At 71.3% G+C, this 12245-nt stretch carries 12 protein-coding genes; 3 read left to right on the top strand and 9 right to left on the bottom strand.

Annotated elements, in window-relative coordinates; translation table 11 throughout:
* Positions 1-45 precede the first annotated feature (45 nt).
* Positions 46-1494, bottom strand: coding sequence for a hydrolase (locus ACFYW8_RS04715; RefSeq protein ID WP_389067841.1), 1449 nt, complete (start codon positions 1492-1494; stop codon positions 46-48).
* Positions 1495-1725: 231 nt separating this feature from the next.
* Here ACFYW8_RS04715 and ACFYW8_RS04710 point away from each other — a divergent pair, with 231 nt between their 5' ends.
* A complete protein-coding gene (locus tag ACFYW8_RS04710; protein WP_365875939.1) occupies positions 1726-1989 on the top strand; it encodes a GlsB/YeaQ/YmgE family stress response membrane protein in 264 nt (87 codons plus the stop codon).
* 444 nt (positions 1990-2433) lie between these two features.
* Here ACFYW8_RS04710 and ACFYW8_RS04705 read toward each other — a convergent pair whose 3' ends face one another.
* From ACFYW8_RS04705 to ACFYW8_RS04670, 8 genes are all read right to left on the bottom strand, one after another.
* Positions 2434-3345, bottom strand: coding sequence for an NAD-dependent epimerase/dehydratase family protein (locus ACFYW8_RS04705; RefSeq protein WP_389067837.1), 912 nt, complete (start codon positions 3343-3345; stop codon positions 2434-2436).
* Between the two features lie 72 nt (positions 3346-3417).
* The gene (locus ACFYW8_RS04700) at positions 3418-4194 is read right to left on the bottom strand and encodes a GNAT family N-acetyltransferase (protein WP_389067834.1); all 777 of its coding nucleotides are present in this window, start codon (positions 4192-4194) and stop codon (positions 3418-3420) included.
* Positions 4195-4448: 254 nt separating this feature from the next.
* Positions 4449-5777, bottom strand: a complete 1329-nt coding sequence (locus tag ACFYW8_RS04695; protein WP_389067831.1) for an MFS transporter — start codon at positions 5775-5777, stop codon at positions 4449-4451.
* 300 nt (positions 5778-6077) lie between these two features.
* Positions 6078-7028 (bottom strand): catechol 2,3-dioxygenase, encoded by a 951-nt coding sequence (locus ACFYW8_RS04690; protein ID WP_365875931.1) that lies wholly within the window; start codon positions 7026-7028, stop codon positions 6078-6080.
* 9 nt (positions 7029-7037) lie between these two features.
* Entirely contained in the window at positions 7038-8096 is a 1059-nt protein-coding gene (locus ACFYW8_RS04685) for a 4-oxalomesaconate tautomerase (protein WP_389068153.1), read from the bottom strand.
* A gap of 23 nt (positions 8097-8119) precedes the next feature.
* The gene (locus tag ACFYW8_RS04680; protein ID WP_389067827.1) at positions 8120-8830 is read right to left on the bottom strand and encodes a 4-carboxy-4-hydroxy-2-oxoadipate aldolase/oxaloacetate decarboxylase; all 711 of its coding nucleotides are present in this window, start codon (positions 8828-8830) and stop codon (positions 8120-8122) included.
* Positions 8827-9615 (bottom strand): PIG-L deacetylase family protein, encoded by a 789-nt coding sequence (locus ACFYW8_RS04675; protein ID WP_389067824.1) that lies wholly within the window; start codon positions 9613-9615, stop codon positions 8827-8829. The genes ACFYW8_RS04680 and ACFYW8_RS04675 overlap by 4 nt, the downstream gene beginning before the upstream one ends.
* A gap of 75 nt (positions 9616-9690) precedes the next feature.
* Positions 9691-10341: a GntR family transcriptional regulator gene (locus ACFYW8_RS04670; RefSeq protein ID WP_365875923.1), complete on the bottom strand. Its 651-nt coding sequence runs from the start codon at positions 10339-10341 to the stop codon at positions 9691-9693.
* Between the two features lie 403 nt (positions 10342-10744).
* Between ACFYW8_RS04670 and ACFYW8_RS04665 the strand changes: the two genes are divergently transcribed.
* Complete coding sequence (locus ACFYW8_RS04665) at positions 10745-11179, top strand: cupin domain-containing protein (RefSeq protein WP_389067821.1); 435 nt, start codon at positions 10745-10747, stop codon at positions 11177-11179.
* Positions 11180-11209: 30 nt separating this feature from the next.
* A complete protein-coding gene (locus ACFYW8_RS04660; protein ID WP_389067817.1) occupies positions 11210-12175 on the top strand; it encodes an alpha/beta hydrolase fold domain-containing protein in 966 nt (321 codons plus the stop codon).
* Positions 12176-12245 lie beyond the last annotated feature (70 nt).

Genomic DNA, 12245 nt, shown 5'->3' with positions numbered 1-12245 from the left:
GAGGGGCGGGCCCGCTTCCGGGCCCGCCCCTCGTCCGGCTCGTGCTCAGCTCACGTTGAGCGCGGTGTCGTCGACGACGAACGACGTCTGGAGCGTGGAGCCCTCGACGCCGGTGAACTTGATCGTGACCGTCTGTCCGGCGTAGGTGGTGCCGAGGCTGAACGTGCGCTGCGCGTACCCGGACGCGGCGTTCAGGTTCGAGTACGTGGCCAGGGTCGACAGCACGGTGCCACTGCTGTTGACGACCTGGGCCTTGAGCGTGTCGTAGGCCGTGGTCGTGGTCGTCTCGGCCGTGTCCACGTGCAGATAGAAGCTCAGGGTGGCCGAGCAGCCCGAGGGGATGGTCACGGCCTGGGAGAGCGTGTCGGTGTTGGCCGACCCGTAGCCGTTGAGCCACGCCTTGTACGAGCCGGTGCGTGCCGCCTCGCTGGAGCTGTTGGTGATCACACCACTGGTGCCGGTCCACGATGTGCTGCCGGACTCGAAACCGGGGTTGGCGAGCAGTTGCGCGGCCGTGCAGGTGCCGCCGCCACCGCCGCCTCCACCGCTGCTGCTGGTGCCGGCGAGCCAGTCGGTGGCGTTGAGGGCGAGTGCGGCGTTGGTGGCGCCGGTGTCGTTCCAGCCGTCGTACAGCGTGTTGCCGGACTGGCCGGTGCCGTCGTCGACCGGTGAACTGTCGCCCCAGAAGGCGACCTTGCCGCTGCCGAAGGTGCTGGTCGCGAAGAACGCTCCGGTGTTGCCGGAGTAACCGGTCCGGTAGACCAGGCCCTTGACGGCCGAGTTGTCCGCCGGCCTGAGCGTGGCCGTGGTCCCGTCCGCGATCAGGCTCTTGGTGACGGTGCCGAACGATCCGTGCAGGACCGCGTTGGTGCTGTCACTGATGGCGGTCGGGTAGTCGGAGTTGACATCCAGCGTGTCGATGGAGAAGCCGAACGGGTCGGTGCTGTCGACGCTGTTGTTGGTCATCAGGTCGTTGAAGATCTCGACCGCGTCGTAACCGTCGCTGTTGCGGTCCGAGCCGGTGTGGTCGGAGATCATGAAGAGGCCGCCGCCGTTCTTGACGAACGTCATGATGGCGGTCTTCTCGGCTGTGGTGAACAGCGTGTTGGGCTCGGGCAGCACCAGCTCGTCGAAGTTCGACAGGTCGGTCGCGGCACTGCCGCCGTAGCTGAGGCTGGAGCCCGAAGGCAGCGTCTTCAGGCTGTAGTTGCCGGTCTTCTGCAGGGCCACGCCCCACGAGGACAGGGCGCCCGTCCAGGAAGTCTCCGACGTCGGGCTGGAGTTCTGGCCGAGCGGGTCGGGCTGGCTGGTGGAGATGATCCAGTCGGCGTTGCCCGCGGTCTCGGCGTGGCCGTTGTCGAACAACACGCGGTGGGGGGTGGCCGCGTGGGCGGGGACGGCGGTGGCCGCCTGAACGGCGGCTCCCGTGAGGAGCAGTCCGAACACGGCCAGTGCCGTGGTGAGTCTGTGGCGGGACTTCCTGAATCCGAGCATCCGGCGAACCTCCGTCAGGAGTGGGGGAGAGGCGGTGCGGGCGCTGAGTCTGCGCGCGTAGAACGGATGCCGGCCGTCCTCCGCTCAACAGATTATTGAACGGTACATGACCAAACGGTAGCTGCCCAGAGTCCGGACGGGACCGTCACGGGGTACGCGCGCCGGAGCGGACTGGCACCGCCCGTTGTGGGCAGATACATAACTGCGGGGGACCGACCAAGAGGGGCGGAGATGGAGATCTCGGGCATCATCAGTGCCATCCTCATCGGCATCATCATCGGTGTACTGGGCCGGCTCGTCGTGCCGGGACGCCAGCGCATCGGCATCCTGTGGACGATCGTGGTCGGCATCGTGGCCGCCTTCATCGGGTCGGGGGTCGCGGCCGCGTTCGGCGTCGCCGACACCAAGGGCGTCGACTGGATCGAGTGGCTCATCCAGATCGGCCTGGCCGCGCTGGGCGTCGCGGCACTGGACCGGACGAGGGGGCGGCACTGAACGGCCGACCCGAGAGGCAGGCCGACCGGCCGTCTCTGACCGGCCGTCGCTGATCAGCCGGGCCGTGCCCATCGGCGGCCATGGGCTCGAGCTGTGGATGAGGGCGGAGTCGATCCACCGGGCCCGGCCGCGGTACCCGGAGCCGGCGGGTCTGCTGACCGGCACGGCCGACAACGGCGCGCTGATGACGGGCATCAACGACACACTCGGCCACCTGCCCACCCACCGTGAGCTGGAGTACCCGCGTGTACTTCCGAGGGTCCGGGGTGCGGAGTCCGAGGTCCGAGGTCACGCGTCCGACCGGGCGAGGAGTCCGGGCGACCCTGCGTACCCGGGGCGCCGAGTCGGAACCCGGACGCGGCAGGGTGCCGGACGTCCGGGTCTCGACATCGCCGGCGCGGGGCCTCCTCCCTCCGACTGCCGCGCCCGAGAGTCCGCTCGGGGTCAGGCGGCCGCCTTGAGCGCGGCGAGACCGTCGTAGGCGGACGGGTACACGGGCGTCCAGCCCAGTTCCCGCTCCGCCTTCACCGACGACACCCGCAGGCTCGTCCGCATCACGGCATGCGCGTACGCCATGGGCTTCGTCATCCACAGGGGTACGGTCATCGGCTTCGGCAGGCCGAACTCCTCGGCCACGGCGCGGACATGGGCCGCGAAGCCCAGCGGTGCGCGGTCTGCGACGTTGTACGCCTGCCCCGGGCGGCCGTGGTCCACGGCGGCGGCCACCGCGCGTGCGGCGTCCGCGAGGTCGACCCACGGCAGGACCCGGCCGCGGTCGTCGGCCACGGGGAGCCGCCTTCCGCGCAGCATGGGCAGCAGGGCGTCGGTGCCACCCGCGCCGTAGAAGAGGCCGAAGCGCAGCGCGATCCCCTCCAGACCGGCGGCCCCGAAGACGAGCCGTTCCTTGACGCGCATGGCCGCGAGGTGGCGTTCCAGTTCGAGCGTGGTTCCCTGCGGGCCGAACGTGTCGGACTCGGTGACGACATGCTCCCCGTGGTCTCCGAACCCGTATCCGAAGACCATCGACTCGGCGACGAGCCGACGCGCGCCGGTGGCCCGCGCGGCCTCGATCAGATGGGCGGTGCCGTCGACGCGCAGGGCGTCGGTCGCACGCATGTCGCGGTGGCGCAGGGGCGCCTTGCGCAGGGCGGTCGCGGCCAGCACGACCGTGTCGTAGTGCTGGCCGTCGACGGCCCGCAGCAGTGCGTCGCGGTCCGTCAGGTCGGCCCGGACGTCGTTGGCCTGGCCTCGGCCTAGGCCCGTCACCTCATGGCCCGCTTCCGTCAGGGCCCTGGTGATGTGCCGGCCGAGGACACCGCTCGCGCCGGCCAGGAGAATCCTCTGGTTCGTCGTCATACCGTTGCGACGGATCACGGACGCGCGGATGTGACATCGGCCCGGGCCGCTCCCCGCGGACGGCGGCCGGCGTCACCCCTCGTAGACGTACGGGGTGGTCGTGGTGAGCGGCTGGAAGCCCAGCCGGGCGAGGATCGGGCGGCTCTGGCTGGAGGCGTCGACCTGGACATAGCGGTAGCCGCGCTCCGCGGCGACCCGGGCGCGGTGGGCGACGAGGGCGCGGTAGATGCCGCGGCCCCGCCATCCCTCGACGGTGCCGCCGCCCCACAGTCCGGCGAACCTGGCTCCTGGCGGGAGTTCCATACGGGCCGCGCTGACGGGAACGTCACCGGCGAGGGCCACGACGGCGACGACCGTGTCCGCGTCGCCGGTGAGCTGGGCGAGCAGTTGGTGGCGCAGGAGGGTGCTGTCGCGGCCGAAGGCCTGCTCATGGACGTCGGCCACGAGGTCGACGCCCGCGCGGTCGGTGACCGGCAGCAGCCGTACGCCCTCGGGCGGTTCGACGTCGAGGGCCAGATCGCCCAGCTCGGCGATCATCAGCGTCTCCTCGGGCTCGGCGACGAAGCCCGCCGCCCGCAGCCGCTGCCCCAGGTCCTCCGGCCGGTCGTGACCGTAGAGCTTCCACTCGAAGCCGCCCCCCAGCCCGGAGAAGAACCGCACCTGCGCGGCGATGGCCGCGTCGGCGCTCGTCTCGTCCAGGTCGGACCAGAGCACCCCGTTCCAGCCCTTGTCGGCGCCGACAAGGCGCACCACCTCGCCGACGCGCTCGACCCGGGCGCCCGGCGCGTCGGGCCGCGCGCCTTCCCGCATGTCCCGGTCGAACAGGGCCAGTACCGCAACGTGATCCATGGGGTCACTCCAGCACCCCGGGACGAACGGGGCAACGGGAATACGCGGCCCACGGGCGGTCGGGAAGGACGGTGTGGCCCGGCGGTCGGGACGGACACCGCGGCCTGGTGGTCGGGAGCGGCGCCGGGGCCCGGCGGCAGGGAGGGCTCCGTGGTGGGGGCGACTCCTCCCCTCCGGCGCGCCCCCGGACACGAGGGCGTCCGGGCGGCCCCCTTCTCAGGCCCCGCCCGGACGCCGGTTCCACGCCGCTCCGGTCAGCCGGTGGCGGCCAGTTCCTGGTGCTGCACGGGGCTCGGGGGCGTCACCTGGACGCGGCGCAGGCCGGTCAGGCTGACGAACACCAGGGAGAAGACGCCCGCGAGGGCGAAGGCGGTGAAGCCCGCGGTGGTCGAGCCGGTGGCGAGCAGCTGACCGCCGAGCCAGGGGCCGAAGACGGCGCCGAAGCGTCCCATGCCGGAGGTCCAGCCGACCGCGGTGGCGCGGTTGTCGTCCTCGGAGCGGTGCGCCACCGTCGCGTAGATCATGGCTTGCGCCGAGAACAGGAAGAGTCCGGTCAGGAAGACGACGGTGTAGGTGAGGGGCAGCGCCATCTTGAAGCTGAGGGAGTAGATCCCGACGGCGGTGGCGCCGAACCAGATCGCGGAGATCAGCGAGCCGCCGAACCTGTCGGTGAGGCGGCCGCCGATCAGCATGCCGACGATGCCGCCGAGGTTGATGACGATCACGAAGCCGATCGAGGACCCGAGGTTGTAGCCGTTGGCCTTCATCAGCGAGGGGAGCCACTGCGAGACGCCGTAGACGAGGAGGAGACCGCCGAAGGACGCGACCCAGAAGAGCAGCGTCTGGACCCACCGGCCGCCGCGGAACAGGGCGGTGACGGCGCTGAAGCGGTCGGCCGCGGCCTGGCGCTCCCCGGCGCGGGCGGCCAGGTCGACGCCGTAGCGGTCGGCGAGCGCGCGGGCCTCGTCGGTGCGGCCCTTGGCCTGGAGGAAGGCCATCGACTCGGGCATGTACACGGCCGCCAGCGGCACGCCGATGAACAGCGGTATCACGCAGATCCAGAAGGAGACACGCCAGTCGCCCGTCCCGAGCGCCACGAATCCGGCGACGATGCCGCCGGCCTGGTGCGCGGTCATCAGGGAGCCCACGATCAGGGCGCGGCGGCCCCTCGGCGCGTACTCGGTGACCATGGTGATCGCGCTCGGCAGCAGGCCGCCGAGGCCGAGACCTGCCAGGAAGCGGCCGAGGCTGAAGACGCCCAGGCTCGAGGCCGACGCGCAGACCGCGGAGGCCAGGGAGAACACGGCGGTCGACCAGACGATCGTCTTCTTGCGGCCGGCCCAGTCGCTGACGGTGCCGGAGGACAGGGCGCCGATCAGCATGCCGAAGGTGGCGTAGGAGCCGACGTCGCCGGCCTTGCCGGGGTCGATGCCGAGCGCCTTCGTCTCCAGCATGTGCGGCAGTACGGAGCCGTAGATGAACATGTCGAGGCCGTCGAAGAGGACGACCAGCCAGCAGAGGCCGACGACCAGTGCGGCGAGTCTGCTGCCGCCGCGAGCGGGCAGGGCGAGGGAGGAGGACATCGTTGTTTCCTCTCGTCCAGGAGGCGTGGGCCCTGGAAGGGGATCGGTGGTGCGGGTCGACGCGGCTCGTGCGGCTGACCCGGGTGTGCGACAGACGCTAGGGAATGGACTCCTGGAGTGTCAACGTTTTTGTCAACAATCCAGGGAACAATCAGGCCGCCCTCCGCGACCGTCGCACGGGCGGCTGAGAGCCAGGTGAAAGCACGCGCGGGCGGCACATGTGCGATGCCGCCCGCGCGTAGGCACTGGCTGGATCCGGTCGCTGAGTCGAGCGTGGGACAGGAGGCCGCCGGCGGCCGGTCAGCCGATGGGCGGTGTGCCGTGGGTGTGGAAGGACTCGATGGTCTTCAGGCCCCAGGCCTGGCCCTTCTTCCGCTCGTCCTCGGTCCACGTGATGAGCGGCCAGTCGGGGGCCAGGACGAGACGGGTGAGCGGGTTGCACAACTCGACGCGGTTGCCACCGGGTTCGTAGACGTAGAGGAAGAACGTCTGCTGGATGGCGTGCTTGTGCGGGCCCGTCTCGATGAACACACCGGTGTCGATGGCGAGATCGGCGGCGCGCAGGATGTCCTCACGGGTGTCCGTGGCGAACGCGATGTGGTGCAGACGTCCGCTCGAACCCGTCCAGTCCTCCGTGTAGACGACGTCGTACGACTTGTTGCTGAAGGTCAGCCACTGGGCGGCGATCCGGCCGCTGTCGAGCTGGATCTGCTCGGTCGGACGGGCCCCGAGAGCGTCGCGGACGAAGTCTCCGTTGGCGGCGACGTCGGAGGCCAGGTAGTTCACGTGGTCCAGGCGCCGTACGCCGACCCCGTGGCCGGGCTTGGCCTGCGGCTGGTTCTTCAGACCGGGCTTCAGATGGTCGGGCGCCTGATACCACTCGCTCTCCCAGTACAGGGCGAGTTCGTGACCGTCGGGGTCGGTGGTGACGTAGAGCGGGCCTAGGCCGGGCTCGTCGTTCACCCAGCGGCCCTCGCGGCCGGCGCTCTCGATCTCCTTGACGCGGCGCCGGAGGGCCTCCTCGCTGGAGGCGCGCAGGGCGGTGCGGCGGATGCCCGAGGTGGAGTGGGCGGTGAGGGTCAGGCTGTGGTGTTCGTAGTCGTCCCAGGTCCGCAGATAAACGGAGTCTCCGGAGCGGCCGTTCTCGGTCAGGCCGAGGTAGTCCGTGAAGAAGCGGACGCTGGCGTCCAGGTCGGGGGTGAGCAGTTCGACGTGCCCGAGGTGGGCGATGTCGCCGAGCGGCGGGGCCATGGGGCCTCCTCAGTGTTGTGCGGCTCCGGCCGGCCGGGGGAAGACCGTGCCGTCGAAGATCTTGCGTGCGGTGCGGACCACGGCGGTGCGCCGGGCCACGGGTGCGGCGCCCCCGGGGCCGTACTCGACACCGGCTTCGATGTCGAGGAATCCGGTGGGGTGTTCGATACGCAGCCGGTCGCCCCGTTCGGGCGGGCGCGCCACGGCGTGCCCGACGCCGCCCTCCACGCGCAGCCCCGCGGCGACGCTCGCGGCGCCGAGGACTCCGATGGAGGTGTGGCAGCGCACCGGGATGAAGGTGCGGGTCATGACGGCTCCGCCGGCGCGGGGCGGGGCGAGCAGGGTCAGCTTGGGCACGGTGGCGTTCTCGACGTCCCCGAGTCCCATCAACTTGCCCGCCTCCAGGCGGATTCCACGGAGCCGGTCGGCCAGGGCCCGATCCGCCTCCAGGTCCACCGGACTCTCGTACCCGGTGACGCCCAGCGCGGACGCGGCGATCAGCACGGTCGGCATGCCGTTGTCCACGCACGTCACCGGGGTGTCGGCGACGAGGTCCCGGGCGTGGCCGGTGGGCAGCAACGGAGCGCTCCCCTGCGGGAATTCGATCATCACGGGCGCCGCGGTCCCCGGCACCCCGGAGATCTCGGCGGAGCCGTCGTAGACCACGCGCCCGCCCTCGGTGGGGAAGCTCGCGTTCGCGAGGTCGCCCGAGTTGACCATGCGGATACGTACCGAGGTACGGCCCTCCCCCGGTTCGACCAGTCCGCGTTCGACGGCGAACGGGCCGACGCCGGCGAGGATGTTGCCGCAGTTCTGACGGTCCGACACCTCCGCCTTCTCGACGGCGACTTGGAGGAACAGATAGTCGACATCCGCGGCGGGGTCGGCGGAGACCGAGACCACCGCCACCTTGCTCGTCAGCGGGTGCGCGCCGCCCAGCCCGTCGATCTGGCGCGGGTCGGGGCTGCCCATCACGCGCAGCAGCAGGTCGTCGCGTTCGGCGGCGTCGGCGGGCAGGTCCCCGGCCAGGAAGTAGGCGCCCTTGGAGGTGCCTCCGCGCAGGAGCATGCAGCGCACTTCCTCGGCCTCGCTCACGGCGCGGCTCCGTCCCGTACGTACTCGTCGTACGGCGTGTACGTCACGCCCAGGCGTACGAGGGTCTCGCGCAACCCGTAGCGGTCCAGGCCGAGTTCGCCGTCGAGAAACGCGGCGCGGGCCAGGGCTTCCTTCCGTTCACGGGCCGCGGACTCCTCGGCCACACGGCGGGAGTCCTCGCGGGGCACGCACACCACGCCGTCGTCGTCGGCGAGGATCACGTCGCCGGGCCGGACGATCTGGCCGCCGACGACCACCGGGACATTGACTGAACCGCCGGTCGCCTTCACGGTGCCCTGGGGACTGACCGCGGCGGACCAGGCGGGAAAGCCCATTTCGCGTAGTTCGGCGGTGTCCCGGATGCCCGCGTTGATGACCAGGCCGCGCACGCCGCGACGGTGCAGTGCGGTGGCGAACAGCTCGCCGAACATGCCGTCGGTGGAGGGCGAGGTGGTGGTGACGACCAGGATGTCGCCCTCGCCACACTGCTCGACCGCGGCGTGGATCATGAGGTTGTCCCCCGGCCAGGACAGCACGGTGACCGCGGTGCCCGCGACGCGGACGCCCTGCTGGATGGGGCGCAGACGGGTGCCGAGCAGGCCCGTGCGGCCCATCGCCTCGTGCACGGTCGCGGTGCCGTATCCGGCGATCGCCTCGACGTCCTTCACGTCCGCCTTGGGCGGGCCGGTGACGATCACGCCGCTCATGCCAGCTCCTTGGCGATCTGCGGGTAGGGACGCATGTAGGCCTCGGCCATGGTCTTGTGGGCCAGGCCCAGGTTGGGGCCGGCGTTGCGCTTGAGCTGGACTCCGCGGCGTACGGCGAGGTCGGTGTAGTAGTCCCACAGGTGCTGCTGGGCGCCGAGGCATTCCATCGCCTTGCGCTTGGTCTCCCACACCTCGGTGATGTCGAGGAGCACTTCGGGCCTGAAGCCGCTCATCTCGGGCTGGTGCGGCTCGAAGTAGAAGACCGGCGGGGCGCCGATGATCTCGCCCTCACCTGGGTAGCCGATGGCCTGGGCGAGGACACGGGCCTCCAGCGCCATGCGGTTGGCGGCCGGGTGGTCGCCGTTGTAGGGGTCCTCGGCCGGATGGGTGAGGACGACGTCCGGCTGGGTCTCGCGGTAGACCGTCACCAGCCGGTCGGTGAGCTCGGCGGTGGCGGTCAGCGGATAGTCGCCCGCGTCGAAGAAGCGGACCTCGGCGCCGAGCGTGACTGCGGCCTTCTCGGCCTCCTCGCGGCGTATCGCCTTGATCTCGTCGAGCTTCTTGCCCTCCCGCCAGGCCTTGGCGGACTCGCCGCGCTCGCCGAAGGTCAGGCACGCGATGGTGACCTTCTCCCCACGGGAAGCGGCCAGGGCGATGGCTCCCCCGGCCCGCCACACGAAGTCCCCGGCGTGCGCGGTGACGACCAGGGTCGATCGTGAGGGGTGTCCCCCCTGCCCGGGCGGGGCCGAGGGCTCGGGGGCGGCGGGCGCGTTGCCGTGCGTCATTGCAGCAATCTCCTTGGTGGACAGGTGAGCGCCCACCTCGGCTGTCCGCAGTGCCGCGCGTCGCCGCGCGGCACGTCAGTCGCGCAGCGCTTCGATCACACTGCCGAGGTGAGCGCGGACGGCCGCTTCGGCCGCCTGCGGGTCCCTGGCCCCGATCGCCTCGATCATGGCCAGGTGTTCACTCAGGGACTGCTGCGCACGACCGGGGCGCAGCGCCAACTGGAACCGGTGGCGCACCAGTTGGGCGTTGAGCCGCTCCAGGAGTCCGACGGCCGTCCGCTGGCCGGAGAACTCCCTGATCCGGGCGTGTACTTCGTGGTTGAGCTCGGAGTAGGTGACCGGTTCGCCGTCGGCGACCGCCTTGGTCATGGCGGCGCCCAGGTCCGCCAGTTCGGCGAGCTGGTCGTCGGTGGCCAGGACGGCCGCCTTGGCCGCGCAGAGGCCTTCGAGCGCCATGCGGCACTCGGTGATGGCGACCGCTTCGTCCACCGTCACCACCCGGACGCGTGATCCGCGGTTACGGATCCGCTCGACCAGTCCCTCCGATTCCAGCTCGATCAGCGCCGCGCGGGCGCTGGCCCGGGTGACACCGAACTGCTCGGCGAGCTCGTTCTCCACCAGCCGCTGGGCCGGTGCCATCTCTCCGCGCAGAATCGCCTGCCGCAGCTGCACCAACGCGTGCTGCTTGGCCTGCTCGCCGGTGCCTGGACGGGCTTCCGTCTGCATTGCTGCCCTCCCTGAGTGAGTGCCTGTCGAACGTAAATCTAGACCAACAAGATTGTCAACAATTTTGTTCGGTATGTTGCCGACATGCCTTGACGCCGCCCGCGGGGCCTGCGCCGTTCACGCGGCCCGCAGTCGACGGACGGGACCGCCGACCGAACCGGCCCCGTGTCGACCACGTGGTCCCCAAGGTCGGCCGGGCCGGCGTTCCGGTCGTCCGGCCCTACCGCTTGTGGTGCGTGAGAGACAGCCTCACCATGAACCTCGGCTGTCCCGGTCCGCAGGGCCCACGGCGGCCCGCCTCGCTCCGCGCGCGCCGGCCACCCGACTCCGGGATCCCGGGCCCGGATGCGGAACGCAGCACAGTGTGAAGGCCAACTCACCTTCGGCCGAAGGGACTTACCGGATGCGCGTCTCGCTCCGCACCGGGTCGGCAGCAACCGCCGCCCTGTGCCTGGCCCTCGTCGCCGCCCCCGCTCACGCGACTCCTCCCGGCCCCGGTGTCAGCGGCAAGGTCATCGCGCAGACCACCGTCGGCGGCACGGACTACATCCTCCGGGAGATCACCATCCCGCCCGGCCAGGCGACGGGCTGGCACTACCACGACGGCCCGCTCCACGGATACGTCGAGCAGGGCACTCTCAGTCACTTCGACTCGACGTGCGCGAACGACGGCGTCTACCACGCCGGCGACTCCCTCACCGAGCCGCCCGGCCCCACGAACGTCCACATCGGGCGCAACCTCGGCAGGAAGCCGCTGGTCCTGGACGTGCTCTATGTACTGCCGCACGGCGCGCCCTTCTCGGAGGACGCCCCGAACCCCGGCTGCGACTTCGAATAGCGCCCGAGCGCGCCCGACGAACGGACCCGTATGTCAATCCTCTCCCGTCCGGCGGTGGCCTCGCTCGCCGCCAGGTCCCTGCAACGTCTCGCCGTACGCGCCGACCGGCGGCCGGCCGGACGCGGCTCCGCCGCCGCCTCGCACGCCCGTCTGCCGGAATTCCCGCGCCGGACGAGAGAGTTGACGATCCCGACTTCGGTCGCAACGGCCCGTGCCACGGTGTATCTGCCGACGTCCGAGGGGCCGCCACCGCCGGTGCACGTCAATTTCCACGGGGGTGGCTACGTGCTGCCGCTGACGGAACTGGACGACCCCCTGTGCCGCTGCCTCGCCGCCACGGCAGGTGTCGTCGTGGTCAACGTGGACTACGTGGTCGCACCGCAGCACCCGTTCCCCGCGCCGCCCCGGCAGGCCTTCGAGGCCGTGCGGTGGATCGCCGAGCACGGCGCCGAGCAGGGCTGGGACGGCGGCCGCCTCACGATCGGCGGGCAGAGCGCGGGCGGCGGGCTCGCCGCCGCCGTGGCCCGCCAGGCGCTGGAGGAGGGCGGACCCGCGATCGCCCTGCAGGTCCTGCACTATCCGCCACTCGATCTGGTGACGAGCGCCAAGGACAAACCGGCGCCCATCCCCCGGCCGGTACTGCGTCCCTGGATGCGCGAGGTCTTCCGCTCCTCCTACGTGCCGAACCCGCGCGAGCGCTCCGACCGGCTGGTGTCGCCCGCCCACGCGTCGGACACCGGTGATCTGAAAGGCATCGCGCCCGCCCTCGTCGTCACCGCGGAGTTCGACCTCCTCAGACCGGAGGGCGAACGCTACGCGGAACGGCTGCGGAGGGCGGGCGCGCTGGCCGGCCACATGGACGTGCCGAAGGCGGACCACGGCTACGACGGCACGGACGACACCCGGGCCCGGGAGATCTACGCCGTCATCGCAGGGCAGGTACGGCGGGCCGTCGGGACCGGGGCGAGCGGGGCCGGGGCGAGCGGGGCCGGCTGAGCGTCCTGAGCCGCTCCCGGTCACGGAGAAGTCCGAGCGGTCTCCGGTGCGTGGGGCGTGTCCCCTACAG

It is taken from the genome of Streptomyces sp. NPDC002742 (assembly GCF_042888885.1).
Lineage (GTDB): Bacteria > Actinomycetota > Actinomycetes > Streptomycetales > Streptomycetaceae > Streptomyces.
Note: the sequence above shows the minus strand (reverse complement) of the source record. Positions and strands in the feature narration are given on the sequence as shown.